At 65.6% G+C, this 25521-nt stretch carries 26 protein-coding genes; 16 read left to right on the forward strand and 10 right to left on the reverse strand.

The annotated features are described in order from the left end of the window. The first annotated feature begins 3 nt into the window (after nt 1–3). Genes PSQ40_RS06455 through PSQ40_RS06490 form a run of 8 tightly spaced genes read left to right on the forward strand, consistent with a single transcriptional unit; the run spans nt 4 to nt 7488 of the window. Nucleotides 4–1239: an ABC transporter substrate-binding protein gene (locus PSQ40_RS06455; RefSeq protein WP_273949825.1), complete on the forward strand. Its 1236-nt coding sequence runs from the start codon at nt 4–6 to the stop codon at nt 1237–1239. A 17-nt stretch (nt 1240–1256) separates the two neighbouring features. Next, a complete protein-coding gene (locus PSQ40_RS06460; RefSeq protein ID WP_273949827.1) occupies nt 1257–2408 on the forward strand; it encodes an NADH:flavin oxidoreductase/NADH oxidase in 1152 nt (383 codons plus the stop codon). After that, complete coding sequence (locus tag PSQ40_RS06465) at nt 2408–3295, forward strand: SMP-30/gluconolactonase/LRE family protein (RefSeq protein ID WP_273949829.1); 888 nt, start codon at nt 2408–2410, stop codon at nt 3293–3295. The genes PSQ40_RS06460 and PSQ40_RS06465 overlap by 1 nt, the downstream gene beginning before the upstream one ends. 23 nt (nt 3296–3318) lie before the next feature. After that, nucleotides 3319–4077 (forward strand): ABC transporter ATP-binding protein, encoded by a 759-nt coding sequence (locus PSQ40_RS06470; RefSeq protein WP_273949937.1) that lies wholly within the window; start codon nt 3319–3321, stop codon nt 4075–4077. Then, nucleotides 4070–4789 carry an ABC transporter ATP-binding protein gene (locus PSQ40_RS06475; protein WP_273949830.1) on the forward strand — a complete coding sequence of 240 codons (720 nt, stop codon included), beginning with the start codon at nt 4070–4072 and terminating at the stop codon, nt 4787–4789. Before PSQ40_RS06470 ends, PSQ40_RS06475 begins: the two co-directional genes overlap by 8 nt. 45 nt (nt 4790–4834) lie before the next feature. Continuing rightward, entirely contained in the window at nt 4835–5719 is an 885-nt protein-coding gene (locus PSQ40_RS06480; protein ID WP_273949832.1) for a branched-chain amino acid ABC transporter permease, read from the forward strand. A gap of 16 nt (nt 5720–5735) precedes the next feature. Continuing rightward, entirely contained in the window at nt 5736–6698 is a 963-nt protein-coding gene (locus tag PSQ40_RS06485) for a branched-chain amino acid ABC transporter permease (protein ID WP_273949834.1), read from the forward strand. A gap of 13 nt (nt 6699–6711) precedes the next feature. Continuing rightward, entirely contained in the window at nt 6712–7488 is a 777-nt protein-coding gene (locus PSQ40_RS06490; protein ID WP_273949835.1) for an SDR family NAD(P)-dependent oxidoreductase, read from the forward strand. Nucleotides 7489–7610: 122 nt separating this feature from the next. Here the strand turns inward: PSQ40_RS06490 and PSQ40_RS06495 are convergent, their stop codons facing one another. The 8 genes from PSQ40_RS06495 to PSQ40_RS06530 all read right to left on the reverse strand — a co-directional run bounded on the left by PSQ40_RS06495 (nt 7611) and on the right by PSQ40_RS06530 (nt 15872). After that, complete coding sequence (locus tag PSQ40_RS06495) at nt 7611–8378, reverse strand: enoyl-CoA hydratase/isomerase family protein (RefSeq protein WP_273949837.1); 768 nt, start codon at nt 8376–8378, stop codon at nt 7611–7613. Nucleotides 8379–8415: 37 nt separating this feature from the next. Further along, complete coding sequence (locus PSQ40_RS06500) at nt 8416–9048, reverse strand: SDR family oxidoreductase (protein WP_273949839.1); 633 nt, start codon at nt 9046–9048, stop codon at nt 8416–8418. A gap of 36 nt (nt 9049–9084) precedes the next feature. Next, nucleotides 9085–9843, reverse strand: coding sequence for an SDR family NAD(P)-dependent oxidoreductase (locus PSQ40_RS06505; RefSeq protein ID WP_273949840.1), 759 nt, complete (start codon nt 9841–9843; stop codon nt 9085–9087). Next, the gene (locus tag PSQ40_RS06510; protein ID WP_273949842.1) at nt 9843–10841 is read right to left on the reverse strand and encodes a Bug family tripartite tricarboxylate transporter substrate binding protein; all 999 of its coding nucleotides are present in this window, start codon (nt 10839–10841) and stop codon (nt 9843–9845) included. The genes PSQ40_RS06505 and PSQ40_RS06510 overlap by 1 nt, the downstream gene beginning before the upstream one ends. A gap of 53 nt (nt 10842–10894) precedes the next feature. Continuing rightward, nucleotides 10895–11767: a Bug family tripartite tricarboxylate transporter substrate binding protein gene (locus PSQ40_RS06515; protein ID WP_273949844.1), complete on the reverse strand. Its 873-nt coding sequence runs from the start codon at nt 11765–11767 to the stop codon at nt 10895–10897. A gap of 113 nt (nt 11768–11880) precedes the next feature. After that, a complete protein-coding gene (locus tag PSQ40_RS06520; RefSeq protein WP_273949846.1) occupies nt 11881–13500 on the reverse strand; it encodes an AMP-binding protein in 1620 nt (539 codons plus the stop codon). Then, on the reverse strand, nt 13497–14684 hold the full coding sequence (locus PSQ40_RS06525; RefSeq protein ID WP_273949848.1) for an acyl-CoA dehydrogenase family protein: 1188 nt from the start codon (nt 14682–14684) through the stop codon (nt 13497–13499). The genes PSQ40_RS06520 and PSQ40_RS06525 overlap by 4 nt, the downstream gene beginning before the upstream one ends. A 3-nt stretch (nt 14685–14687) precedes the next feature. Further along, on the reverse strand, nt 14688–15872 hold the full coding sequence (locus PSQ40_RS06530; protein ID WP_273949850.1) for an acyl-CoA dehydrogenase family protein: 1185 nt from the start codon (nt 15870–15872) through the stop codon (nt 14688–14690). 222 nt (nt 15873–16094) lie between these two features. Here PSQ40_RS06530 and PSQ40_RS06535 point away from each other — a divergent pair, with 222 nt between their 5' ends. The 4 genes from PSQ40_RS06535 to PSQ40_RS06550 all read left to right on the forward strand — a co-directional run bounded on the left by PSQ40_RS06535 (nt 16095) and on the right by PSQ40_RS06550 (nt 20418). Then, nucleotides 16095–16829 carry a TetR/AcrR family transcriptional regulator gene (locus tag PSQ40_RS06535; protein ID WP_273949852.1) on the forward strand — a complete coding sequence of 245 codons (735 nt, stop codon included), beginning with the start codon at nt 16095–16097 and terminating at the stop codon, nt 16827–16829. 198 nt (nt 16830–17027) lie between these two features. After that, the gene (locus PSQ40_RS06540; protein ID WP_337961819.1) at nt 17028–17996 is read left to right on the forward strand and encodes an amidohydrolase family protein; all 969 of its coding nucleotides are present in this window, start codon (nt 17028–17030) and stop codon (nt 17994–17996) included. A gap of 158 nt (nt 17997–18154) precedes the next feature. Beyond that, nucleotides 18155–19261 carry a porin gene (locus PSQ40_RS06545; protein WP_273949856.1) on the forward strand — a complete coding sequence of 369 codons (1107 nt, stop codon included), beginning with the start codon at nt 18155–18157 and terminating at the stop codon, nt 19259–19261. Between the two features lie 764 nt (nt 19262–20025). Beyond that, a complete protein-coding gene (locus PSQ40_RS06550; protein ID WP_273949858.1) occupies nt 20026–20418 on the forward strand; it encodes a DUF3597 domain-containing protein in 393 nt (130 codons plus the stop codon). Nucleotides 20419–20529: 111 nt separating this feature from the next. Here the strand turns inward: PSQ40_RS06550 and PSQ40_RS06555 are convergent, their stop codons facing one another. Then, on the reverse strand, nt 20530–22014 hold the full coding sequence (locus PSQ40_RS06555; RefSeq protein WP_273949860.1) for an FAD-binding oxidoreductase: 1485 nt from the start codon (nt 22012–22014) through the stop codon (nt 20530–20532). 144 nt (nt 22015–22158) lie between these two features. On the opposite strand from PSQ40_RS06555, the gene PSQ40_RS06560 reads away from it, so the two are divergent. The 4 genes from PSQ40_RS06560 (at nt 22159) to PSQ40_RS06575 (ending at nt 24616) form a co-directional block, all read left to right on the forward strand. Continuing rightward, nucleotides 22159–23088, forward strand: coding sequence for a LysR substrate-binding domain-containing protein (locus PSQ40_RS06560; RefSeq protein ID WP_273949862.1), 930 nt, complete (start codon nt 22159–22161; stop codon nt 23086–23088). 229 nt (nt 23089–23317) lie between these two features. Beyond that, the gene (locus PSQ40_RS06565) at nt 23318–23632 is read left to right on the forward strand and encodes a DUF883 domain-containing protein (protein ID WP_273949864.1); all 315 of its coding nucleotides are present in this window, start codon (nt 23318–23320) and stop codon (nt 23630–23632) included. Between the two features lie 58 nt (nt 23633–23690). Further along, a complete protein-coding gene (locus PSQ40_RS06570) occupies nt 23691–24086 on the forward strand; it encodes a phage holin family protein (RefSeq protein WP_273949867.1) in 396 nt (131 codons plus the stop codon). Further along, on the forward strand, nt 24083–24616 hold the full coding sequence (locus PSQ40_RS06575; RefSeq protein WP_273949869.1) for a hypothetical protein: 534 nt from the start codon (nt 24083–24085) through the stop codon (nt 24614–24616). The genes PSQ40_RS06570 and PSQ40_RS06575 overlap by 4 nt, the downstream gene beginning before the upstream one ends. A 45-nt stretch (nt 24617–24661) precedes the next feature. Here PSQ40_RS06575 and PSQ40_RS06580 read toward each other — a convergent pair whose 3' ends face one another. Next, nucleotides 24662–25423, reverse strand: a complete 762-nt coding sequence (locus PSQ40_RS06580) for a transglutaminase-like cysteine peptidase (protein ID WP_273949870.1) — start codon at nt 25421–25423, stop codon at nt 24662–24664. Nucleotides 25424–25521 lie beyond the last annotated feature (98 nt).

Below are 25521 nucleotides of genomic sequence, written 5' to 3' on the forward strand. Positions count from 1 at the left end.
ACCATGAATCATTCCACCCAACGCCCGATCCCGCGCGCCGCCCAGGTGCTGTTCTCGGTGCTCGCCCTTGCGGCTGGCGCAGCGCATGCGCAGATATCCGACGATGTGGTCCGCATCGGCGTCATGAACGACGCCAGTGGCCCTTATTCCGGCGCGGGGGGCTTGGGGTCGGTGCTGGCCGCTCGCATGGCCATTGAGGACTTCGGCGGCAAGGTCAATGGCAAAACCATCGAGCTGGTCTCGGTCGACGACCAGAACAAGCCCGATGTGGGGTTGGCCGCAGCGCGAAAATGGATCGATACCGACAAGGTCGACACCATTGTCGGTGGCTCGGCATCCTCGATTGCGCTGGGGGTGCAGAACTTCATGAAGGAGAAGCAAAAGCCTTACCTCATCGCAGGCTCCATCTCTTCGGACTTCACGGGCAAGGCCTGTTCGCCGATGAGCATCCAGTTCCTCAATGACAGCTACGCCATGCCCAAAGCGGGTGTGCAACTGCTGATCAACCGCGGCATCAAGGACTTCTACTTCATCACCGTCGACTATGCCTTCGGTGCGGCCATGCAGGCCGAGGCCACCCGCTTCATTCAGGCTGCCGGTGGCAAAGTGGTGGGCTCGGTCAAGCATCCTTTGGGAGCGACCGATTTCTCCTCCTACTTGCTGCAAGCGCAATCCAGCGGCGCCAAGGGCATCGTGATCCTCAACGCGGGCCTGGATTTGTCCAACTCGCTGAAGCAGGCCGCCGAGTTCCGCATCACCCGCGGCGGCCAGACGCTGAGCGTTTTTGGCATGACCATCAACAGCGTGACGGCGATGGGACTTGATGTCGCCCAGGGTCTCAACATCACCGTGCCCTTCTACTGGGACCAGAACGATGCCACCCGGGCCTGGAGCAAGAAGTTCATGGAACGCAGCAGTGGCGGCGTTCCACCGACCTTCACCAACGCCGGTGTCTACAGTGCGGTGACCCACTACCTCAAGGCCGTCAAGGAAACCGGCACGGATGCCGGTCCGGCGGTGATGGCCAAGATGAAGGCCACCCGGGTCAACGACTTCATGACGCAGAACGCGCCGATTCGGGAGGACGGTCAGGTCATGCGGGCGGTTTACCCGGTGGAGGTCAAGGCACCGTCCGAATCCAAGTACAAGTACGACTTCTACAAGGTCGGTGCTGCGATTCCCGCCGAGCAGATTTTCCGTCCGCTGGCCGAGGGTGGCTGCGATTTCGTGAAGAAGTGAAGCGGCGGTTGTCATCCATGGCTCGACTATTCACACCCTACAGCTTGCGTGGCGTGACGGCCCGTAACCGGGTGGTCATCTCGCCCATGCAAACGTCTCAAGCCCATGACGGCCTGGCCTCCGACTGGCACTTGGCGCACCTGACCCGCTTTGCCATGGGCGGTGCCGGCACCGTGTTCGTCGAATCCACCGCGGTGGAGGCCCGTGGACGCAACAACCACGGGGATCTGGGTCTGTGGCAGGACGAACAGGTTCAGCCACTGGCCCGCGTGGCTGAGGCGATCCGGCGCGAGGGCGCCGTCCCCGCCATTCAACTGGGCCACACCGGGCGCAAGGCTTCGACCCAGAAATGGTGGCGCGGTAATGGCGCTTTGACCGAGGCCGATGCGGCCCAGGGAGAACCCCCCTGGCTTGCCGTGGCGCCCAGCGCCCTGCCTGTGGGGCCGGGCTGGCCCACACCTCAGGCCTTGGGCACTGCCGAAGTCGAGGACTTGGTGCAGGCCTGGGGCTCGGCAGCGCGCCGCGCCCGCGAGGCGGGCTTCCAGGTGCTGGAGATCCACGGCGCCCATGGCTACCTCATCCATCAGTTTCTGTCGCCCCTGGCCAACCAGCGCACCGATCGGTTTGGTCAGCACCGCCTGCGTTTTGCCCTCGATGTCGCTGAGGCCGTGCGTCAGGAATGGCCCGAAGATCGTCCGCTGTTCTGGCGTGTCTCCCTGGCTGATGTGGTGGATGGCGGACTGGAGTTTGACGAGATGGTTGACCTGCTGCGCAGCCTCAAGGACCGGGGGGTGGACGTGGTCGATTGTTCGTCAGGGGGCGGCATCTCGAGCTACCCCACACAGGGCAAATCGGTGTCCAACGACCTGACCTTTCGCGCGGCCCTGGCCGCCCGCCTGCGCGAGGCCTCGGGGCTGCAGGTGATGGGGGTCGGGTTGGTCATCGACCCCCGGACGGCCGAGGGCTACCTCGGTGCCGGTCAGGCCGACCTGATCGGTCTGGGCCGCGAGGCCCTCTACAACCCGAACTGGCCGCTGCATGCCGAGGCCGCACTGAGCGTCAACCGCGACTACGCCAGCTGGCCCCAGTCGTACCGAATGCATCTCTTGCGCAGGGCGGCATCGGCCGATGCCTTGCGCCCTTCTTTTTCACCTGGTAGTGCGACATGATGGCTTCCACCCCCCGCATTGAAATCTTGGGCCCGCACCGCGACCGGCTCGGCGAGTGCCCCCTGTGGGACTGGCGTGACCAGTCCCTCTACTGGGTCGACACCAAGGCCCGACAGGTTCACGCCTGGCGCGATGCCGTGCACAGCCGCTGGGATGTCCCCTCCGACATTGGCTCGATGGCCCTGACCCGCCGAGGCCGATTGATCCTGTCGCTGGAGGACGGGTTCTACCTCATGTACCCCGTCACTGGCACGATGCGGCGACTGGCCGAGGTGGTTCACCCCAGCCATCCCATGCGTCTGAACGATGGGCGCACGGATCGACAAGGGCGCTTTGTGGTGGGCTCCATGGTGGTGGGTCGGCACGAAACGGCTGGCGCCTATTACCAGCTCGACCGGCAGGGCCGGGTCAGCACCTTGTTCAGCGGCGTGGCCCTGGCCAATGGCACCTGCTTCAGCCCCGATGGGCGCACCCTTTACTACGCCGACAGCCTGGGCATGGAAATCAGCGCTGCCGAGTATGACCCCTTGAGCGGCGCTGTCGGGGCCCGTCGCTGCCTGGTCGACACCCGCCCTTTGGGGTCGGCACCGGACGGTGCCACCGTGGACGCCGAGGGACGCCTCTGGGTCGCGCTGGTGCAGGTGGGCAAGGTGGCGTGCTTCTCGCCTCAGGGTGAACTGTTGCGAACCCTCGACGTACCGACCCCGTTCCCCACTTGTCCGTGCTTCGGTGGGCCGAATCTGGACGTGCTCTACCTGACCAGCATCCGGGACAGCGGCAACTTGATGAAAAGTGAGCACCCGGATGCGGGCGCGCTGGTGGCCCTCCATGACCTGGGCGTCAAAGGGCTGCCCGAAGTGCTTTTTGATGACGAGGATCTGTCATGAGCGCCGTCCATTCTCAAGCCGCCGTGGCCGAGGACGTGATCCTGCGAACGGAAGGGCTCAGCAAGCAGTTCATGGGCTTCTACGCCGTGCGCGATGTGTCCTTGTCCATCCGCCGGCACAGCATCCATGCCCTCATTGGGCCCAACGGGGCGGGCAAGACGACCTGTTTCAACTTGCTGACCGTTTCCACCCCGTCGACGGCCGGGCGCATTCACTACAACGGGCGAGACATCACCCGGCGTGATCCGGCCAGTGTGGCCGCCAGCGGCATGGTCCGCTCATTTCAGATCTCGGCGGTGTTTGGTCAGATGACAGTACTGGACAACGTGCGCGTCGCCCTGCAGCGGCGGGCGGGGGGCAGTTTTGCCTTCTGGCGCAGCGTGCGCACCCTGGACCGTCACACGCCGCGGGCCCGAGAACTTCTGGCCGCTGTGAACCTGGATCGCTATGCGAATGAACTGGCAGCCAACCTCTCTTACGGGCGCAAGCGTGCCTTGGAACTGGCCACCACCCTGGCCCTGGACCCCGAAATGATCCTGCTCGACGAACCCATGGCCGGGCTCGGCCACGAAGACATCGGGCCCATCACCCGCCTGATTGCGCGGGTCGCCCAGCAACGCACGGTGCTCATGGTGGAGCACAACATGAAAGTCGTGGCTGAACTGTGTGACCGCATCACGGTCCTGCAGTCCGGCGAAATCCTGGCTGAAGGCAACTATGACGAGATCTCCAGCAACGCCCGGGTCCGTGAAGCCTATGTCGGTGGAGGTGCCCATGCCTGATGTCCGTGCAGCCGCACCCTGCCTCGAGGTGCATCAACTGACAGGCTTCTACAACGAGACCCAGGCCCTGCACGGCATTGACCTCACGGTGTACCCCGGCGAAGTGGTGTGCCTGCTCGGTCGCAACGGCGCCGGCAAAACCACCACGCTGCGCGCCATCGTCGGTTTGCTCAGCCGCCGTTACGGCCGCATCGTGGTCAATGGACGGTCCACCGAGGGCCTGGCCCCCGAGGACATTGCCCACCTGGGCGTGGCCTATTGCCCTGAAGAGCGAGGCATCTTTGCCAGCCTGAATGTGGAGGAGAACCTGCTGTTGCCACCCATCCTCAAGCCCGGTGGCATGACGGTGGACGAAATCTACGCTTTGTTCCCCAACCTCAAGCTGAGGCGCAAGAGCCCCGGCACCCGGCTTTCCGGTGGCGAGCAGCAGATGCTGGCCATCGGCCGCATCCTGCGCACGGGCGCCAAGTTGCTGCTGTTGGACGAATGCACCGAGGGGCTGGCCCCCGTGATCATCGACAAGATCGGCGAGGCGATTGCCGCGCTGCGTCAACGCGGCTTCACCATCCTCATGGTGGAGCAGAACTTCCGCTTTGCTTCTGGGGTGGGCGACCGCTTTTATGTGATCGAGGAAGGGCAGGTGATCGAGCAGTTCAATCGCCAGGCCATCGACGAGGACCGGCCTCGCATCGAAGCCCTGCTGGGTGTTTGATGCCCACGCCTGCCTGACAACCACTTCATTTGGAGACACAACACCATGCCCGACTCTCTGTTCGGCTATCCAATGGCTGCCATCTCAGGGCAATTGTTGGTCGGCATGATCAACGGCTCGCTCTATGCGCTCATGAGCATTGGTCTGGCCATCATCTTCGGCCTGCTGCAAGTCGTGAATTTTGCTCACGGTGCGCAGTACATGCTGGGCGCTTTCGTGGCCTGGGGCCTGCTCGAGTACCTGGGGCTGAGCTACTGGTGGGCCCTGGTCTTGGCCCCGCTGATCGTCGGCCTCTCCGGCATCGCGCTGGAGCGTTTGTTGCTGCGCCGGCTCTACCACCTGGACCACGTCTACGCGTTGCTGCTGACCTTCGGTGTCGCCCTGATCCTGGAGGGCAGCTTCCGCTACAAGTTCGGTGCCACGGGGCAGCCGTATCCCAATCCCATCCTGGGCGGACTGGACACCACCATGGCGTTCTTCCCCTGGTACCGCTTGTGGGTGATCGCAGCTTCGCTGACGGTGTGCCTGGTGACCTGGTACGTGATTGAGCGCACCAAGCTGGGGTCGTATCTGCGGGCTGCCACTGAGAACCCCAACCTGGTCCGCACATTTGGGGTGCGTGTGCCGCGCATGCTGATGCTCACCTACGGCTTGGGCGTGGCCCTGGCCGGCTTCAGTGGCGTCATGGCGGCGCCCATTTACCAAGTCAATCCCCTGATGGGCTCCCAGCTCATCATCGTCGTGTTTGCGGTGGTGGTGATCGGCGGCATGGGCTCGCTGGCCGGCTCCATCGTGGCCGGCTTCGTGCTGGGCGTGATCGAGGGCATCACCAAGGTGGTCTACCCCGATGGCGCCGGCATGGTGGTCTTTGTGCTCATGTTGGTCACCCTCGCTTTGCGTCCCAACGGCCTGTTCGGCAGCAGCCGGTGATGGAAGGAAAACAGCCATGAATGATTCTTTTGCTCCGATGACCCAGCGCACCCGGGTCCTGCTGCTTGTTGCCGCCGTGGTGCTGCTCGTCGCGCCCTGGATGGCCTATCCGATCTTTCTCATGAAGCTGATGTGCTTCGCTTTGTTGGCCGCGTCGCTCAACCTGCTGGTGGGGTATGTGGGGTTGCTGTCCTTCGGCCATGCCATGTTCTTTGGCTCGGCGGCTTATGGCACCGCCCATGCCGTCAAGGTTTGGGGGCTGGACCCGCTGCTGGGGGTGGCCTTCGGTGTCCTGGTGGCGGCCAGCGTTGGCGCCGTCACAGGCTTGCTCGCCATCCGGCGGGCCGGCATTGCGTTCTCCATGATCACGCTGGCCAGTGCCCAATTGGTCTATTTTCTGGCCTTGCGACTGCCCTTCACGGGGGGCGAGGATGGCATTCAGAGCGTGCCCCGAGGGCACCTGTTGGGCCTGATCGACCTGTCCGACAACACCACGCTTTACTACGTCGTGATGCTGGCCGTGGTAGCAGGCTTTTGGTTGATATGGCGCATCGTCTACTCGCCTTTTGGCCAGGTGCTGACCGCCATCCGGGACAACGAGGCGCGGGCCATCTCTCTGGGCTACCAGGTCAATCGCTACAAGCTGCTGGCCTTCACGCTGTCGGCCGCCTTGGCGGGCCTGGCTGGCGGGCTCAAGACGCTGGTGTTCCAAATCGCCACCCTGACCGATGTCAGCTGGGTGACGTCCGGCGAGGCCTTGCTGATGGGCATTGTGGGCGGCTTGCAGACCCTGCTGGGCCCGGTGGCTGGGGCCATGGTGGTGGTCACCATGGCCAGTTCATTGTCATCGGTCGCGGAAGCGGTCCTGATCGTTCAAGGCTTGGTCTTCGTGCTGGTGGTGATGTTGTTCCGCCGCGGCATTGTGGGTGAGATCAATGCCTATTTATCGCGCCGCGATGCGGCCCGCCAAGCTCAATGACACAGGAGACACCATGAACCAAGCAACATCCCATTCACCCGCTTTGTTGGAGGGCCGGCTGGCGCTGGTCACCGGCGCCGCCGCCGGCATTGGGCGCGCCATCGCCCTGCAATACGCCCGCGCTGGAGCGCGGGTGGTGCTGGTGGACCTGAAGGCCGAGGCCTGTGAGGCCACGGTGGAGCAGATTCGACAGTCGGGTGGGCAGGCATGGGCCTTCTCGCTCGACATCACGGATGTTCCGGCCTGCGAGGCCCTGGCGCTTGACGTCAGCCTGAAGATCGGTCCGTTGGACATCCTTGTCAACAATGCGGGCATTTTGATTCGCGCCGGACTCGATGCCCCCGAGGTGCACCACAAGTTTCGCCGTGTTTTTGATGTCAACGTCATGGGCGGCTTCAACGTGCTGCATGCCTTTTTGCCGGCCCTGCGGCAGACCCGCGGCAATGTCATCAACATCGCATCGGGGGCGGCCTTCATTGCGCAGCCCGGCTGCATCGGTTACTCCAGCTCCAAGGGCGCGGTGAAGATGCTGACCCAAAGCATGGCGGTCGACCTGGGCGCCGACGGCATTCGGGTGAATGCGATCGCTCCAGGGGTCATCGAGACCGCCATGACCGAGGCCACCCGCGCCGACACCCGGCGCCTTGAGGGCTTCTTGAAGCGCACCCCACAGGGGCGTGTGGGTCAGCCCGACGAGATCGCAGCGCCTGCTGTGTTCTTGGCTTCATCAATGGCCAGCTACATCAACGGCGTGACGCTGCCGGTGGATGGGGGCATGTTGGCCAACTGACGACGCATTCGTACCCGCTACACAGCCAAAAGGCCCGGTGGTGACCGGGCCTTTTTGTGGATGCCCCATCGAAGGGGAGTGGCCTCAACGCCCCAGCTTGCAGCCTGGGGCGGTGGTCGGCTTCAACGCCCCTGGAACACCGGCGGGCGTTTCTCTGCAAAGGCCCGCATGGCCTCGCGCGAGTCCTCGGTCTGGCCCAGTTCAGCGGTCATGTTCTGTTCGAAGCGGTAGCCGTCGCGCAGGGTCATGTTCTCGATGGTGGCTGCCGAGTTCTTGGCGGTGCGGCTGGCCACGGGGCTCTTCGAGGCAATGCGCTTGGCCATTTCCATGGCGGCCGGCATCAGTTCTTCCAGCGGCAGGCAGGCTTCCACAATGCCGCGTCGGTACAACTCGGGGCCTGGAATGCGGTCACCTGTCAGCATCATGCGGCGGGTCAGCGAATGGCCACAAACGCGCATGGCGTGGCGGCCCCCGCCCATCAGGCCCACATCCACCTCAGGCAAGCCCAACGAGGCATTTTCCGAGCACATCAGGATGTCGCAAGAGACCGCAATCCCCAGGCCTGCCCCCAGTGCTGCGCCGTTGATGGCAGCAATGACGGGTTTCTTGCACTCGATGATGGAGTAGCTCAATTCACGGGCGCGGCGCGAATGGGCCCAGCGTTCACCAGGTTCGAACGTCTTGTTGGCGCGGCTCTTGATGTCGGCCCCGGCGCAGAAGATCTTGCCCGCACCGGTGAGCACCACCACGCGCACGTCGTCGCGGTCGCTCATCTGGTCGAAGGTGGCGATCATCTCGTCCATCAGACCGGCCGACACCGCATTGACGGGTGGGGCGTCCATGGTGACCACGGCCACATGGTCTTCAACGGTCAGCTTCAAATATTGCATGTTTATCTCCTTGTTGGGATGGTTGGTTGGCAAAAAATCAGAAACGGTGTCGGCGCGCTTCGCTCATGCGCAGCGAGCTCAGGCCATCAATGACCAGGTGCTGGCCGGTGATGCGGTTGGTCGGGGCGGCAAACAGGCTCACGGCGTGGGCCACCGCACCCCGGTTCTCCGGGCTGTCCTGGCGCTCGTGTGCAAACTCGGCGGCCACCAGGTTGACGCTGATGCCCTCGGCCTGCAGCTCCAGCGCCATCGACCGGGACATGGCCGCCAGGGCCGCGCTGGCCGCCATCTGGTGCACGCCGCCCCAGGCGCCCAGGTGTCCACGTGAGCCCACGTGCACGATCTGAGCGCCCGACGACAGGTGAGGCAGCACCTGCTGAACCACCCGCACGACAGAAAAGAGTTGCTGCTCCAAAGCGGTTTCGAAATCGGCGTCTGTGATGTCTTCGAAGCGCCGGTGGGACAAGGCGGTGGGGGTCATGAGCACCAGCGCGGCAAGCCCATTCAGGCCGAGCAGGCGCTCGGCCACGGCGTGGGGCGCACAGGTGTCGAGGCGCAGTACCCCATGCCCATCGTCTGAGAGTCGCGCGTGCACCACCTCGGTCAGGGGTTCTGGGGTGCCGATCAACAACAAGGGGCTGGGGGCCGCGGTGGGGGAGTGGGGTGACATGGCAGGAAGCGGTTCTGAAAGCTGCGGGCGGTGGGGTTAGAGCGGCGGCATGCCGACGCTTTTGCCGCCGTCTACAAAGATCACCTGGCCCGTCATTTGCGAGGCCCGGGGCGAGGCCAGGAATGCGACCGTGTCGGCAATCGTCTGCGGGCTGGCCGCGGCGCCACTGGGTTCGCGTTGTTCCAGGCTGCGTCGGACTTCGGGCGAGAAGCCCTCCAACATGCGGGTGTCAACCATGCCCGGTGCCACCGCATTGACAGCAATGCCACGCCACCGCAATTCGATCGCCATGGCGCGAACCATGCCCACGACACCGGCCTTGCTGGCGACGTAATGGGCGGCACCGGCGCCCCCCAGGTAACCACGCGATGCGATCTGGATGATGCGCCCGCCCGGCTTGAGGCGGCGCACCGCCTCCTGGGCCACGATGAAACTGCCCACCAGGTTGACGCCCAACATGCGCCGCAGCCTGGGTGCATCGAGTTCACGCAATGCGAGCATGCTCGAGGCCATGCCGGCGTTGTTGACCACCACGTCCAAGCGCTCGAGCCCTTCAATCACCCGGGACACGCCGGCTCGGTCCTGCACATCCAGCCCTGCAGCCTGAACTGACAAACCCTGTGCTTGCAGGGCCAGGGCTTGGGTCGTGACCTCGGCCTCGTCCAGATCGGTGGCCAGCACATGAAAGCCATCGAGCGCCAGTTGCGTGGCAATCGACAGCCCGATACCCCGTGCTGCGCCAGTGACCAGGGCGCAAGCGCGTTCTTCGGGCTGGGTCGGGGGGAGCGGCGCCATCATTCGAGAACGATCTGGGTTTTCTGGAGCACGTCGCTCCATTTGGCTCGTTCAGCCATGACCCGGCGTTCCAATTCCTCGGGGGTGCTGCCTTGGGGCACCACCCCCACGGCGCTGATCCGGTCGCGGACCGAGGGCATGGTCAGCACTTCGTTGATGAGTCGACTCAGTCGGTCCACGATGGCCTTGGGCGTACCGCTGCGCATGGCGATGTAGTTGATCGCGGTCACGTCGTAGCCAGGCAGGCTGGTGGCGATGGGCTGGATGTCGGTGGGGATGCCGGGCAGGCGTTGGGCCGATGACATGCCAATGGCACGCAGCTTTCCGGCTTTGACCTGCGGCAGGGCCGCCGCGCTGCTGAGGAAGGCCGTCTGCACTTGCCCACCCATCACGCCGGCCAGGGCCGGTCCTTCGCCGGTGAACGGCACCATGGTCATGTCGGTGCCCGCCAGCAAATTGAAATAGGCGCCCATGAGGTGGCCCTGGCCGCCGGTGCCTGCGGTGGCGTAGTTCACAGAGCCCGGCTTGGCCCGAGCAGCGGCAATCAACTCGGGCACGGTTTGCACGTTCAGCTTGGGGTCAACCACCAGCAGGTAAGTTGCCGCCACCGTTTGGCTGACGGGCGCGAAATCTGCCACAGGGTCGTAGCGCACCGAACGCGGGGCCAGGTATTGGGCTGCAGGGGTGCACCACACCATCGTGTAACCATCGGGGGCCTGCTGCAAGGCGTAGGTCACGCCCACGGTGCCTGCAGCGCCGGCCTTGTTCTCGACCCAAACGTTTTGCCCCAGCTTGTCGGTCAGCGCCGCGGCCAGGATTCGGGCCACCACATCGGCACCACCACCCGGTGGAAAGGGCACCACCAGGCGCAGGGGGCGGTTGGGCCAAGCGGCCTCTTGTGCTTGGGCTGGGAACGCGAGCGCGGCAGCGCAGCCACCCAGGCTGCCCAACAGCAGGCGGCGACGCAGGAGATTCACGTGAGAGGTGTCGGTGTTCATGGGGCTCAGCCTCGAAAGGGCAAGGGGAAAGGGGCGTTGGGGGTGGCGCAGGTTCACTCCAGCACCAGACCACTGCGCTGGACCGTGTCCTGGACGCGTTGACGCTCGGTCTGGATACGGCGCCGCAGCGCCTCGGGGGTGCTGGCGGTGGGCGACACGCCCAGTTGGGTGATGCGTTCCCGAACCGCTGGGCTTGCCAGCACGGCCTGCAGGGCTTGGCTCATCTTGTCGATGATGGGCTGAGGCGTGCCTGCGCGTGCCGCCACGTAATTGATGGCCACCAACTCAAAGCCAGCGACCGTCGCAGAGATCGCCGGCAGGCCGGGGGGCAGTCCTTCGAGTGGTTCGCTGGAGGACAGTCCGAGGGCCCGCACCCGCCCAGCCACCACATGGGGCAGGGCGCCCGCGCCACTGATGAACGCCATCTGCACATCGCCGCGCATCAGGGCCATCATGGCGGGGCCTTCGCCCGTGAAGGGCACCTGGACCAGCTCAGTTCCCGTGGCCAGGCCGAACGACGCGGCCATGTAATGCCCGAAGGTCCCTGTGCCTGCCGTTCCGTAGTTCAGCTTGCCCGCCTGGTGTTTGGCGCTGTCGATCAGATCGCGCAGCTGACGCCAAGGTTGCTGTGGGCCCACCACCAGCAAGTAAGGGGCCGTGACCACCAGGCTGACGGGGGCCAGGTCCTTCACGGGGTCGTAGCGGAGGTGTGCGGGGGACATGATCTGGGCGGAAGGGGTGCACCAGATGAAGGTGTAGCCGTCAGCCGCCGCCTGCAAGCCGGAGGTCACCCCGGTGGTGCCGCCTCCGCCGGGGCGGTTTTCCACCACCACGGCTTGACCAAGCCGATCGCCAAGGGCCTGGGCCACCAACCGGGCCACCGTGTCAGCACCACCGCCGGGTGCAGCCGGGACGATCAGTCGCACGGGGCGCTGCGGCCAGCCATCGTTGGCCGCCTGAGCCCTGTTTGACAGCAGCCAGCACGCGCCCAGGCAGCGCGAGGCGAGGGCGGCGCCCACGCTTTGAAGCCACAGCCTTCTCATGCCGGGGCGAGCGCCTGTTGCGCCATCTCGCGGGCCAGTCGGTAGTCGCCCTTGCCCGTGTCTGCGCGGGGCAGGCGGTCAACCGCAATGAAATGCTTGGGCATTTTGTAGCCCGCCAGGTAAGGGGTCAGGCCGCTGCGCAGCGCCGCCCCGTCAGGCGTCGTTGAGCCGGCCTGCAGCAGGGCCACGATCACATTGCCCCAGCGTTCATCCGGTACCCCGACCACCAGCGCGTCGTGCACGCCGGGCAGGCGCTTGAGGGCCTCTTCGACCTCCTCGACATAGATCTTCTCGCCGCCGGAATTGATCACCAGGCTGCCGCGACCGAGCAGCTGCATCGATCCATCGGGGTGGCGGCGTACCCGGTCCCCAGGCACCGAATAGCGTTGCCCGTCGATCATCCGGAACACCTCTGCCGTCTTCTTCGGGTCACCAAAATAGCCCTCTGGCAGGGGCTCGCCCCGGGCCAGCCAGCCTTCGCCTGGCTGGTCTGCGGGCACCAGTCGTCCGTCGTCATCGATGAGGACGGTCTGAGGGCCAGGCTGGAAGCAACCCGTCGGGGTGCTGCGCTCTCGGGTGGTGATGGCGTAACCCAGGCCCGCAGCCTCGGAGGCGCCATAGATGTCGGCCAGCACCAGCCATGGCAGGTGTCGCAGCAGTCCCGCCTTGACCTCCTCACTCCACATCAAACCCGCGGAGCTGATCACTTTGAGTGCCGACAGATCGTAGCGGCCGGGGGCCTCATCGAGGGCTGCCAGCATGGGGCGGGCAAAGACATCGCCCACGATCAGGATGCGGCTGGCACGTTCGCGCTCGGCCAGTTGCCACAGTTCGTGTGCGCTGAAGCTGCGCTCGGCCAGCAAAAGCGCTGTGCCGCCGTTGAGCAGCTCTGCCAGTGTGCTGCTGATGCCGGCACCATGCATCAATGGGCAGGCCGGCAACACCCGGCCAGGGCTGGGGTTGGCCGCGATCAAGTCCAGGTGCTCCGCCAGACTGGTGGCGCGGCGCGCCACGAGGGGGGATTCCTGCTGGCAGGCGCGGTAATGGTGGCCTGGCCAAATCACCCCCTTCGGACGCCCGGTGGTGCCTCCGGTGTAGAGCAGCAGCGGGTCGCGAGCCTCGCGTTGAATGCCCAGGGGGCTGGCGTCACCGTCCGCGGCCCAGTCCTGGAAACGGGCTGTGGCCTCGCCTTGTCCTGCGCCGTCCAGGCAGACACGCGTGCGCAGCGCGGGCAGCTTGTCGACCAGCGCTGCCACGGTGGAGGCGTACTCCGCTTGGTACAGCAGCGCCGTGGCGCCGGCATCCTCCAGCACGCCGGCCAGTTCGTCCACGGTGTAGCGGTAATTGAGGTTGACGTGGATGAGCCGTGATTTGAGGCAGGCGATGAACCCTTCGATGTAGCCCGGGTGGTTGCGGGAGAGAAAGGCCACGCGTTCACCACTTTGGTGGCCCGCCGCGAGCAAGGCGCGTGCAACCCGGTTGCTGCGCTGGTCAAGTGCCTGCCAGCTCACCACGTGGGGGCCATGGACTATGGCGGGCCGGTCGGGCGGCACGCGGCTGGCCACGGCGTCCAGGATGTTGGCCAGGTTCCATTGGGCATCGGTGGGGGCGCTCATGCAGTCTGCTCCTGGGCGGTGGGGGGCAACGGGAGGTGGGGGGATGGCAGTGTCGCATCGGTCAAGGCCATGAAGCGATCGCGCTGAAAATCGGCGTTGCCAAAGGCCATGTCGATCATGCTCAGGCGCTTGAGGTAATGGCTGACGGCCAGCTCATCACTGGTGCCCACGCCACCGTGCAATTGCACCGCCTGGTAGCCCACATAGAGGCCACATTGGCCCACCCGGGCCTTGGCGGCCGCGACGGCGCGTTGCCCATCAACCCCCCCGGTCTCCAGTCCGTCCAGCGCCAGTTGCAACATCGAGCGAGCCTCTTCGCAGGCGATGCGCATGTCCACGATGCGGTGCTGCAGCGCCTGGAAGCTGCCGATCGTGGTGCCAAACTGTTGGCGCACCTTGAGGTAGTCCAGCGTCATCGCACAAACTTCGTCCATGGCGCCACAAGCCTCAGCCAGGCGCGCCGTGATGGCATGGTCCACAGCGTCCTGCAGGAGCGCCAGCCCTTGCCCCTTGGGGCCCAACAGGGCCAATGGCGGTACCTCGACCCCGCGGAGCTCGAACTGGCTGATGTGCTGGTGATCGGGGCTTCGGAAGTCCGTGCGGTGCAGCCCCGGTGTGTCGGCAGGCAGCAGGAACAGCGAAATGCCTTCAGCCTGGTGGGCAGGCCCCTCGGTTCGGGCGGGAATCACCAGCCATTGCGCCGTGTCCCCATCGGGCACCCAAGGCTTGAAGCCGTCGAGACAAAAACCGTTGCCGCTGGGTTTGGCCGTGGTCTGCACACTGTCCAGGCGGAAGTGGGCTCCGTTCTCGCCCAGGGCGGTGGCCACCCGGACGCTGCCGTCGGCAATGCCTTCAAACAGGCGCTTTTGCGGCGCCTGGCCAGCCTGTGTCAGCAGCCGAACCGCCATCACGCAGGTGCTGATGTAAGGCCCGCGGAACAGGCCCCGTCCCAAGCCCTCGGCCACGATGGCCACCTCTGCCGGGCCGGCGCCAATGCCGCCCTCGGCCTCCGGAATGAACAGGGCCAGCCAGCCCATGTCCGCCATTTGTTGCCAGTGGGCTTCATCGTACGGGGCGCCGCCAGCGCTGAGTTTGCGCCAGTGCTCGAAACGCCCGTGTTCCCGGACAAAGCGGTCCACGCCGTCCGCCAGCATCTTTTGTTCAGGGGTGTGATGGTTGTGCATGTCTTACAAGCCCAGTGCGCGACGCGCGATGATGTTGCGCTGGATTTCGTTGGAGCCGCCATAAATGCTGGTGACCCGACTGTGCAGGTAGGCCGTCATGGGCCCGGACTGATCCAGTGGCACCGCACCTGGCTGTGGGCCGGCCGGCGCAAAGCGGGTGGCGTCGTAGCCCAAGGTCTCGACCCACAGTTCAGTGGCTCGCTGCAGCAGTTCCGACCAGCGCAACTTCAACATCGAGCCTCGGGGCCCGGTGTCCACGCCGGCCACGTTGTCAGCCAGCATGCGCAGGCCCATTTGCTCGATCGCCTGGACTTCTATCTCCAGTTGGCCCAGCTTGCTTCTGAACGATGGGCTCTCATACAGGGTGCGCTCGCCGTCCTGGGTTTGGCGTGCCCGCTCACGGACTTGTTCCAACTGGCGCGACAGGCGCACCCCCAGGTTGGCGGTCAGGGCCCGTTCCCGGTCCAGCAGCACTTTGCCGTAGCTCCAGCCCTTGCCTTCCTCGCCGATCAACTGGGTGACCGGTACGCGGACCGAGTCCAGGAACACTTCGGTCACATGGGCCTGCTCATCCAGCGTGTGAAACGGCCGCACAGTGATGCCGGGCGTATCCATGTCGATCAGCAGCAGCGAAATACCGTCCTGCTTGCGCGTTTCATCGCTGGTCCTGACCAGGCAGAACATGCGGTTGGCTTCGTGGGCGTAGCTGGTCCAGAGCTTCTGACCGGTGACGACGTAATGGTCGCCATCACGGACCGCCCGGGTGCGCAGGCCTGCGAGGTCCGAGCCCGCCTGGGGTTCCGAGTAGCCCTGGCACCACCAATCGGCCCCCGACAGAATGCCCGGCAGGTAGCGGGCCTTCTGTTCGGGCGTGCCATAGGTGAAAATAATGGGCCCGATGAGCTCCAGACCTTGGTGAAACTGAGGCGGCGCGTCAGCGGCGGCAGTCTCCTGCTCGAAGATGTGGATCTGCACCGGGGTCCAACCGGTACCGCCATGTTCTTTGGGCCAGGTGGGGGCGCCCCAGCCTTGTTCAAACAAGATGCGCTGCCATTGTCTGAAGCCTTCGGGGGTGGCCCGCATGCCCGAGCGAACCCGCTGGCGCAGGGCCTCGGGCACCTGCTGTTCACAGAACCGCCGCACCTCCATCCGGAACGCGCGGTCTGATTCGTTTTGATCTAGCCTCATATTTTACCTGCCGATCGGTAAGTAACTGATTCAAAAAAAAGCACGTCGAGGCGTGCGTCATCAATCTTCGTTCGGCATAAATCTACTTGCCGACTGGTTAATAATACTGTCATTCCTGCACCACTCACAAGGCGCCCGGATCATGGTTAACCCTGTATCCCACGACCAGTCTGTGTTTGCGGGTTAACCTTTCACCATCAAGTCTTCCAGAAAGCATCTCCTATGGCATCCCGTGCTGGCACCCCACAGTCTTCGATTGAGCCAACCTCGACCGGGCACAACCGTGAAGATCAACTGCTCGACATCGCTCGACGCCTGTTCGCGAACCGCGGCTTCCATGCCACCTCGCTGCGCGACATTGCCGAGGAGGCCAAGATCACCAAGGCGGCGCTCTACTACCACTTCCCCAACAAGGACGAGTTGTACGAGCGTGTGGTGATCCAGTCGCTGGACGCTTTGGTGCAGATGGTGGCGGCCGACGTGGCCCGCGCCAAGACGCCCACGGATCGCGTGCGGGCATTCATGCATTCCTCGGCCCACTTCCTGGACGAACACCGTGAGCACTGGCTGGCGGGCGCCAACGCATTCCGTGAGGCGGGTCAAACCGAGCGCCGGGGGGTGGCCCTGCACTTGCGCGACACCTACGAAAAGTTGCTGCGCCGTTGTGTCAGCGAAGGCATCGAGGCTGGCGAGTTCCGTGAGGTGGATGCGGCCATGACGACCCGGTTCTTGCTCTCGGGCCTCAACTACGTCACCCGCTGGCATTCGCCGACCGGCAAATTGACGGTCAAAGAAGTCATGGGGCAGTTTGTTGACATGGCCCTGCTGGGGCTGGCGGTGCGGGGCGCGGTGACCGAGGCGGAGCCTCCGTCGCCAGGTGTGCAGGCTGCAGAGCCACCCGCGTCGCCGCGCAAGGCTGCCGGAGCAAGTCGCAAGAAGGCGGCCCCGGCGACCTGAAGCCGCCGGCTTTTTTTAGCTACAAAACTTACCTGTCCACAGGTAGATGTTGAACTGAATTTGGATGATCGCGCCTTCAGCGCGGGCTGAGGGCGGACTTTGGGGGAGCCGCGAGTGAGCGCTAAAAGCCCTGGATCAGGCAGCCATGCCGCCATTCCACGTCCTCGACCAGACTGGTTGGCCACGCACCACGAAACTGTGTTGGACCCTGAGCTGCCCATCGTGGATGCCCATCACCACCTTTGGTCTTTGCCTGATTTTGAGTATCTGGCGCCACAGTTTCAGCACGATCTGGCAACGGGGCACCGGGTCGAGGCCACGGTCTATGTCGAATGCCTGTCCAACTACCTGTCCCAGGGGCCTGAGTCCTTGCAGGCGGTGGGTGAAACCCGCTTCGTCGTTGAGCAAGCGACCTCCCACGCTCAGAGCGGCGCCTCTACCCGCTTGTGCGAGGCCATCGTTGGATGGGCCGACCTGAGCCTCGGCGCAGCGGTGGAGGCTGTTCTGCACGCCCATGCGGATGCCGGAGGAGGGCGCTTCCGCGGCCTTCGCGCCCGCCCCACTTGGCATGAAGACACGCGCATTCACCCAGCGCAAACCGGTGGGCCCCACTTCCTTTTGCAAGCGCCGGTGCTTGAGGCCGTGCGTGCCCTGGGGCGACTCGACCTGAGCCTGGATCTGTGGCTCTACCACACCCAACTGGAGGACGTGCTGACGCTCGCCGATCAGTGCCCCGAGACGCGGCTGGTGTTGAACCATTGCGGCGGCCCCCTGGGGGTGGGGCCCTATGAGGGGCAGCGGTCCGAGGTGTTCTTGCGCTGGCGTCAATCCATGCGTCAGTTGGCCGCTCTGCCGCAGCTCCGCGTCAAGCTGGGCGGGCTGGCCATGCCGCGCATGGGCTTTGCCCTGGATCAAGCGCCTGTGGCGCCAGGCTCAGAGTGCTTGGCCCGCCTCTGGGCGCCTTACCTGGAGACCTGCATCGAGCTGTTGGGTGCTGAGCGTTGCATGTTCGAAAGCAACTTTCCGGTCGACCAGGTCGGGTGCAGTTATGGGGTGTTGTGGAACACCTTCAAGCGGGTCACCCAGGGCTGCAGTGCGAGCGAGCGCCTGCGCCTGTTTGCCGGCACGGCCACCGACACCTACCGACTCACGCCTCTGAAGTTCTGAATCTTCGGCTCTCTGGGCCCCGGCTCAGTGTTTGCCCTGTGTGGGAAATACATCAATTTCTCCGAAAAGATTACCTGCCGACCGGTAAGTTGAGATACATTTCGACGCAGCGGGACACATCGGAAACCGCTGCGGATACCAACTCGACTGGAGACAACATGAGAAAGCAACTTCCTATCACGGCCCTGGTGGCCACGCTGGCCGCGCCAATGGCCATGGCGCAATCGTCGGTGACGATCTATGGGGTCATTGACTTGGCCTTCACCCGGGCCAGCAATGGGCCCGCCAACATCACCCGCGTCGATTCAGGTACCGGCTGGGGTTCGCGACTCGGGTTCCGGGGCTCGGAAGACTTGGGCGGTGGTCTCAAGGCCAACTTCCTGTTGGAGCAGGGCTTTGATGCGAGCTCGGGTGCGCTGCAGCAAGGCGGGGCCGCCTTCGGTCGCTCGGCCTGGTTGGGTCTGAGTGGCAGCAACTGGGAAACCCGCCTCGGGCGCCAACTGTCGCCAACCGCCTTGTCCCTGCTGGCGGTGGATCCGGGCGTGGGCAATTACTACGCCAACCTGCAACAGACAGGCATTGGTTCGCTGCAAAGCCCCGCCTCGGTGGCCGGCGACCCAGGCCACCAATCCACCGCGCGCATCAACAACTCGGCCTCGGTCCGCTGGACTGAAGGTTCTTGGATGGTCCGTGCCTTGGTGGCCCCAGGCCAATCGGACTCGACCGGCGCAGGCAACCTTCATGGTGGCAGCGTGACCTACGAGAAGGGGCCGTTGCTCGGCACCGCCGCCTACACCCGCTTCAAGCAGTACGCCAAAGACATTCCCAGCGGCGCCGCGCCAGGCTGGCAAACGGAGTGGACGCTGGCCGGTTCTTACAAATTTGGTCTGGCCAAGCTGGAAGGCGGCTTCTACAGCTTTGACCCCTCTGAGCGCAACAAGACGCTGGCCGCCACCACGGTGTTGAAGTCGCAATCGCGCTGGATTGGCGCCACGGTGCCCACGGGCACGGGGCAGGTGCTGGTGCAGTACATCCGCAACAACGTGCAAAGAATGCCGGGAGTCGCCGCGGCGAACTCCGACATCCTTGGTGCAACCTACGAGCACTTCCTCTCCAAGCGGACCGTGGCTTATGCCAGCGCTGGCAGCGTGCGCAACAGCGCGACCAGCAACACCATGCTGGTCGGTAGCACCACGGCAGTCGTGCCCGGGGCCATGGGGGCCAGTGTGAAGGCGGTGTCTTTCGGGCTTCGCCACAGTTTCTGAGTTCGCCTTCTCCAAGGCATTTTTCGCGCCCCCCCGTACAGGGGGCATCGCAATCGCCAGAGGATGAGGGTTCATGCTCTGGCGATTTTTTTTGAGGTCCAGCCCCTTTGCGGCTCGCCTGACCTGTTGTGCTCGATGCCATGCCACACACTTGCTGGGCGTTTCCGCCACCCTGGTTGTCGTCTATCGATGCAGCCGGTCAAGCCGCGGCTGGGCTGCCATCCAGCCCCCGGGCCTTGGCCAACCTGGCACGCGACAGCCTGCGCCTGGGCCATCATCGGGTGGCGACCCAGCGTTGCCTCATGCTGCGGGCGGCCGGGTTCGATTTGCCCGAGGACCTGGCCCACGTTTTGACCGAGCTGTTCATGCGTTTGTCGCCGGGCGAGCGGCTCCGGCTTCAGGCGCGTGCTGAATCCTGGGCGCTCATGCTGAGTCGGTCAGCGAGCTTGCAGCGTCCGGGCGAAGGCAGCCGATCGGATCGGTTCCATGTGGCCAGTTCAAAGCTTGGCCGGTACCCGGCGGGCCAGCGGGTGTCAAGGTAGAGGGTGATGTACCACCCCGCGTGCCAGATCCGGTAGCGGCTTTCGGCTTGGCTGACCTGTCCATCCGGGCCACCTCAGGCGCCGTGGCGGGCGTAGGCGCCGATGACATGGCATGTTTGGACGGTGCAGTGGTGCTTTTGTCACACTTTGCCCCTCCTGCACCCAGCACCCGGTCACATGAAGCAGTTAAAACCAAGCTTCATTCAACACCGGGAGTTCCCCATGGGTTTTTTCAGCAGCATTCTTTCTAAACTGGGCTTCGGTGAGCACGCGGTCGCCGCGGCAGAGCAGGCGCCCGGCGCTGCCACTGCACCCGCCAACGCGCCTGCGGCCGCGGCGCCGACCCCCATCAGCACGGTGGATGTGCTGGGGCAACTGGAGGCCCTGGCGGCCAGCCACCCTGAAAAGCTCAACTGGAAGGTGTCCATCGTGGACCTGATGAAGCTGCTGGGGCTGGACAGCAGCCTGACCGCGCGCAAGGCCCTGGCCACCGAGCTGGGCTGCCCCGCTGACCGGATGGGCGACTCCGCCGCCATGAACATGTGGCTGCACAAGACCGTGCTTCAAAAACTGGCCGCCAACGGCGGCAATGTGCCCGCCGATTTGCTGCACTGACCCCCGGCCCGCGCGCGGCGGCTGGGCCCCTGCGGCGGGGTGGCCGCCGCGCCGTCCGGCCGCCGGCCCAGGCTTACGCGGTCAGCGGTTCAGGTTGGCGGGGGCCCCGGCTCAGGCCTGCGCGACCACCGGTGCGGCCACCGGCGCGGGCAGCACCTTGCCCGGGTTCAGCAGGCCTTGGGGGTCGAGGGCGTTTTTGATCTGCCACATCAGGGCCAGTTCAACGTCGGACTTGTAGTGGCTGAGGTCGTCGCGCTTGGCCACGCCTACGCCGTGCTCGGCCGAGATCGAGCCTCCCGCCGCATGGGCCAGCGAGTCGACCTGGCGCGAAATCGGCTCGTAGAACGCGGCCAGGTAGTCCTTGGCAGGGCGGTCGGCGGGGCGCAGCGGGTTGAAGTGCACGTTGCCGTCGCCCATGTGGCCGTAAACAATCATGCGGGTCTGCGGCTCGAGGGCCAGCACCGCGGCGGTGGCTTCGTCAATGAAGGCGGCGATGCGCGACAGCGGCACCGACACATCGCACTTGATGCTGCCCCCGGTGCGCGTCTGCGCGTCGGAGATCTCTTCGCGGATGCGCCAAAAGGTCTGGGCGTCGGCACCGCTTTGGGCCAGTGTCGCGTCCAGCACCAGGCCGCTGTCAAGCCCGGCTTCCAGCACCTGCATCAGGGTGGCATCCAGGCCCTCGGCCGAGGCGCCCGAGGTCAGCTCGATCAGCACCATCCAGTCATGGCGCGCCTCGAACGGCGACTTGACGTTGCCCAGGTAGCCCAGCACCAAGTCCAGCGCCGGGCCCGAGATCAGCTCGAACGCGGTCACCGCCTGGCCCGCGGTCTTTTTGGCCTCGCCCAGCAGGGCCACGGCGGCGGCCGGGCTGGCCACCGCAGCCAGCGCCACCGACGACGCAGTGGGCTGCGGCATGAGCTTCAGCACCGCCGCGGTCACGATGCCCAATGTGCCCTCCGAGCCAATGAACAACTGCTTGAGGTCGTAGCCCGTGTTGTCCTTGCGCAGGCCGCGCAGGCCCGAGTAGATGCGCCCGTCGGGCAGCACGGCCTCCACGCCCAGCACCAGGTCACGCATGTTGCCGTAGCGCAGCACGGCGGTGCCACCCGCGTTGGTGGAGATGTTGCCGCCAATCTGGCACGAGCCCTCCGACCCAATGCGCAGCGGGAACAGGCGCCCCGCGTCCTCGGCGGCGCTGCGGGCTGCGTTCAGTGTCACACCGGCCTGCAGCGTCAGGGTGTCGTTGACGGTGTCCACCGCCAGCACCTGGTTCATGCGGCGCAGGTTCAGCACCACGGCCGGGCTGCTGGCCTGGGCTTCAGGCACCGCCCCTCCCATCAACGAGGTGTTGCCCCCTTGCGGCACCACCACCACGCCGTGGGCATGGCACCAGGCCATCACCTGGCTGACTTGCTGGGTGCTGTTGGGCAGCACCACGGCAGCGGCCTGGCCCACGTACAGGCCGCGGTAGTCGGTCACAAAGGGCTTCAGGTCGGGGGCCTGGGTCAGGCAGGCCTGCGGGCCGACGATGGCAGTCAGGGCTTGGACGATGTCATCGGTCGAGACTGGGGAGGCGTGGAGAGGGGTCGTCATGGGGCAGGGCGGTTCAAGTCAAAACAAAAAGCAGGCCCCAAAAACGGTGCGCTGAGCGCTGTCGGGCCTGGGGGCATGCCGGCATTCTGGTTGACTCCACAAAGCGGCACAATCAGGCGCCTGTGCATTCATTGACAACACATCGTGAACAGTCTGCCCGACAACGAAGACCTGCGCGTCTTCACCGTGGTGGCCCGCAAGTCCAGCTTTGCCGCCGCGGCTGAAGAGCTGGGCAGCTCGCCCGCCTATGTCAGCAAGCGCATCCGCCTGCTGGAGCAGGTGCTGGGTGTGCGCCTGCTGCACCGCACCACCCGCCGCGTGGCCGTCACCGAGGACGGCGAACGCGTGTTCCATTGGGCCCAGCGCGTGCTGGACGATGTGGACCACCTGATGCAGGAGGTGTCGGCCACGCGGCAAACCCCGCGCGGGTCGCTGCGCATCAGCAGCAGTTTTGGCTTTGGGCGCCAGGTGGTGGCGCCGCTGGTGTCGCAGCTGGTGGAGCGTTACCCCCGCCTGCAAGTGCGCTTTGAGGTGTTTGACCGCCTGGTCGACGTGGCCAGCGAGGGCTTTGACCTGGACGTGCGCGTGGGCGACGACATTGCCCCGCACCTGATCGCGCGCCGCCTGGCCGACAACCACCGCATCCTGTGCGCGGCGCCCAGCTACCTGCAGCGCCGGGGCACCCCGCGCAACCTGCCCGACCTGGCCCAGCACGACTGCCTGGTCATCAAAGAGCGCGATCACCCCTTTGGCGTGTGGCGCCTGCACGCTGGTGCGCAAGAGGACACCGTCAAAGTCACCGGCCCGCTGTCGTCCAACCATGGCGAGATCGTGGTGCGCTGGGCGCTGGACGGGCGTGGCGTGCTGCTGCGGTCCATCTGGGACGTGGCGCCCTGGCTGCGCAGTGGCGAATTGGTGCAGGTGCTGCCCGATTGGCGTCAGGACGCCAACATCTGGGCGGTCTACCCCTCGCGCCTCAGCCACTCGGCCAAGGTGCGCGTGTGCGTGGAGTTCTTGCAGGCGCAGTTGGCGCAGCAGGCCGGTGTGGCGGCAGCGCTGCCGCCAGCGGGGTGACGCGGCTTGGTCATGACGCCGGAGCCTGAGGTCAAGGGCCCGGTCAGCGCGTGCAACGCTCCCATGCACCCACCGCACAGACGTGGGCCCGCGTTGGCCGGTAATGTCGCACCTTGTTACACGTCAACCTTGAGCGCAGTCAATCCAGGGTCTCTTGGCGTGTTTAAGATGTTTGGGTGCCTTTCGGCCGACATGTGGCTTGGCCGGGGCCTGAAATCAGGAGAGAACCATGTCCGCTAGCAACACCGAAGGCAGCCGTCCCGTGACCCACTCGGAGCTCGACAACCTGGTCGCCGACCTGCGCAGCCTCATCACCCGCAAGGAGCTTGACGCTGTCCCTGAGATCAAAGCCCTGCGCGAGCGCATGGACGCCGGCCTGGAGTCGGTACGCACCTCGGCCGTGCAGGCCGCGCAAGACGCCGCCCGCCAAGCCCGCGAAGCCGCTCGCGCCGCCAACAACTACGCCCACGACGAACCCTGGCGTGTCGCCGGGGCCGCACTGGCCTTGGGCGCCGTGCTGGGCTTCTTGCTGGGCCGCCGCTGATGCCTGAGGCCGCGGGCCCCAGCCAGCGCCGCCTTGGCCAGCCCCGCTGGGGCCTGGCATGAAGTGGTTGTCCTTTTTGGGCCTGGATGAACGCGTGCAGCGCGTGCGCCAGGGCGCGGCCGAGCTGGCGCAGGCCGCCGAAGACCGGGTCGAACTGCTGACCCTTGAATGGGCCGAAGAAAAGCAGCGCCTGCAGCGCATCGTGCTGCTGTCGGTGCTGGGGGCTGTGCTGACGTCGGTGGTGCTGATCGTGTTGTCGGCCGCCGTCATGGTGCAGTTTTGGGACACCCCTTGGCGCACCACGGTGGCCTGGGGGGTGGCGGGGGCCTGGCTGCTGTTGTGGCTGGCCATGGCCGTCGCCTTGTGGCAAGCCTTGCGTGCCGGGCACCAGGCCTTTGCCCTGACCCGGCGCGAGTTGAAGCGCGACTGGTTTGAACTGAAGGACGGGCTATGAGCCAGCACCCAAGCGCCTCCCGGTCCCACACCGATGCCGGCCCCGGTGCCGACACAGTCACCGCCAACGCCACCGACCGAGTGGCCAGCAGCGCCGCCGCCCGCCGGGCCCGCTGGGGCTACCGTGGTGACCTGGCTCCCGCACTCAGCCCCCAAGAACGCAAAGGCCAATTGCTGGAGCGCATCGAGCGCCAGCGCCTGATGCGCCAAACCCGCCGCATCCAGGCCGCCATTGCGGCCCTGCAAGCCGAGGCGGGTCAAGCGTCCGGCGACGCTGGCCGGGGCGGCGCGCAGCGCTCGGGCCTGTGGGCCGATTTGGCGGGCCTGGTGGGCCGGGGTGCCCAAGCAGGTGCCACAGGTGCCTCAGGCACCAGCGGCGACGGGTTTCCGCGCAGCCAGTTGATGCGCAGCATCACCCAGCAGCCGCTGCTGGCCGCGGGGGTGTTGGGCGTGTTGTTGATGGTGGGCCCGCGCCGCCTGGCGCGTGTGGCCAGCTGGGTGCTGCCGCTGGTGCTGCGGCGCATGGGCTGACGATCAAAAGAGCGCCCGCTGCGCCTCAGAGCGTGGGGGGCGGGTTCACATCTGCTGCTCGCGCAGGATCTTGGCGAGCATGTCCTTCCACAAACGCACCTGGCTTGAGCCCCCCTTGCGTGTCAGCCCATTGGGCAGCCACAGGTCGTCGTCGTTGAAGCTGTAAACCGGCTCCAGGTCAGGCCGCTGCGAAGCCGGGCGGATCACAGGGTTCAGGTTGTCCAAGATCAGCGGGTCGGCATCGGGCGTGGGGTAATAGGCCAGCACCATGTGCGCCTCGTTCAGTCGCAGCGCCCGCACATAGGTGATGCGCAGGCGCTCGATGGGCACCCCCAGCTCCTTCAGCGTCAGGTACTTGGCCACCGCGTAGTCCTCGCAGTCGCCCCCCAGGCTGCCCAGCAGCTCGACCGGCGTGGCCCAGTAGTCCTCCACGCCCCAGTGCTGGCGGTCGGTGCGGTAGGGCACCTGGTTGAAAAAGTCGTTGGACCGAGCCAGCTGCGCGGGCACCTCCAGCTTGCCCGCGTCCCGCGCCTGCAGCGAGTCGCGCACGATGCGCTGCCAGGTCAGCAGCCGCGCTGGCGCATCAGGGCCCCACTGGCGGTCGGCCCAGTTGAGCAGGTTGCGCGAGAAGTCAACCACCCCCGCCCGCGCCAAACCCACTGCCCCCACGGCCAGCAGCGCGGCCAGGCCGAAACCCCACAACGTGGCCCGCAAACCCCGGTGTGCCCATCGCTCGGCGCTTTGCCCGGCCGACTGGGGCGGGGCCACGCGGTAGCGCTTGAACAGGGGAGGGGAGGGGCGGTGCATGCCGGGGGTCAAACGAAGCGGAGCAACTGGTTGAGGCGGAAGAAAGAGAAACTGGCCGTCGGAAAATAATGGCTGGGTTGAGTTGGGATCGCTTGGCG

This window comes from Curvibacter cyanobacteriorum (assembly GCF_028649475.1).
In the GTDB taxonomy this organism is placed as follows: Bacteria; Pseudomonadota; Gammaproteobacteria; order Burkholderiales; family Burkholderiaceae_C; genus Curvibacter; species Curvibacter cyanobacteriorum.

Coding starts and splice junctions, on each gene's coding strand:
- PSQ40_RS06490 (WP_273949835.1), top strand. CDS start 6,712: ATGAACCAAGCAACATCCCATTCACCCGCTTTGTTGGAGGGCCGGCTG.
- PSQ40_RS06485 (WP_273949834.1), top strand. CDS start 5,736: ATGAATGATTCTTTTGCTCCGATGACCCAGCGCACCCGGGTCCTGCTG.
- PSQ40_RS06535 (WP_273949852.1), top strand. CDS start 16,095: ATGGCATCCCGTGCTGGCACCCCACAGTCTTCGATTGAGCCAACCTCG.
- PSQ40_RS06520 (WP_273949846.1), bottom strand. CDS start 13,500: ATGAGCGCCCCCACCGATGCCCAATGGAACCTGGCCAACATCCTGGAC.
- PSQ40_RS06555 (WP_273949860.1), bottom strand. CDS start 22,014: ATGACGACCCCTCTCCACGCCTCCCCAGTCTCGACCGATGACATCGTC.
- PSQ40_RS06565 (WP_273949864.1), top strand. CDS start 23,318: ATGTCCGCTAGCAACACCGAAGGCAGCCGTCCCGTGACCCACTCGGAG.
- PSQ40_RS06545 (WP_273949856.1), top strand. CDS start 18,155: ATGAGAAAGCAACTTCCTATCACGGCCCTGGTGGCCACGCTGGCCGCG.
- PSQ40_RS06550 (WP_273949858.1), top strand. CDS start 20,026: ATGGGTTTTTTCAGCAGCATTCTTTCTAAACTGGGCTTCGGTGAGCAC.
- PSQ40_RS06530 (WP_273949850.1), bottom strand. CDS start 15,872: ATGAGGCTAGATCAAAACGAATCAGACCGCGCGTTCCGGATGGAGGTG.
- PSQ40_RS06505 (WP_273949840.1), bottom strand. CDS start 9,843: ATGGCGCCGCTCCCCCCGACCCAGCCCGAAGAACGCGCTTGCGCCCTG.
- PSQ40_RS06480 (WP_273949832.1), top strand. CDS start 4,835: ATGCCCGACTCTCTGTTCGGCTATCCAATGGCTGCCATCTCAGGGCAA.
- PSQ40_RS06475 (WP_273949830.1), top strand. CDS start 4,070: ATGCCTGATGTCCGTGCAGCCGCACCCTGCCTCGAGGTGCATCAACTG.
- PSQ40_RS06465 (WP_273949829.1), top strand. CDS start 2,408: ATGGCTTCCACCCCCCGCATTGAAATCTTGGGCCCGCACCGCGACCGG.
- PSQ40_RS06580 (WP_273949870.1), bottom strand. CDS start 25,423: ATGCACCGCCCCTCCCCTCCCCTGTTCAAGCGCTACCGCGTGGCCCCG.
- PSQ40_RS06495 (WP_273949837.1), bottom strand. CDS start 8,378: ATGCAATATTTGAAGCTGACCGTTGAAGACCATGTGGCCGTGGTCACC.
- PSQ40_RS06525 (WP_273949848.1), bottom strand. CDS start 14,684: ATGCACAACCATCACACCCCTGAACAAAAGATGCTGGCGGACGGCGTG.
- PSQ40_RS06455 (WP_273949825.1), top strand. CDS start 4: ATGAATCATTCCACCCAACGCCCGATCCCGCGCGCCGCCCAGGTGCTG.
- PSQ40_RS06510 (WP_273949842.1), bottom strand. CDS start 10,841: ATGAACACCGACACCTCTCACGTGAATCTCCTGCGTCGCCGCCTGCTG.
- PSQ40_RS06460 (WP_273949827.1), top strand. CDS start 1,257: ATGGCTCGACTATTCACACCCTACAGCTTGCGTGGCGTGACGGCCCGT.
- PSQ40_RS06575 (WP_273949869.1), top strand. CDS start 24,083: ATGAGCCAGCACCCAAGCGCCTCCCGGTCCCACACCGATGCCGGCCCC.
- PSQ40_RS06500 (WP_273949839.1), bottom strand. CDS start 9,048: ATGTCACCCCACTCCCCCACCGCGGCCCCCAGCCCCTTGTTGTTGATC.
- PSQ40_RS06570 (WP_273949867.1), top strand. CDS start 23,691: ATGAAGTGGTTGTCCTTTTTGGGCCTGGATGAACGCGTGCAGCGCGTG.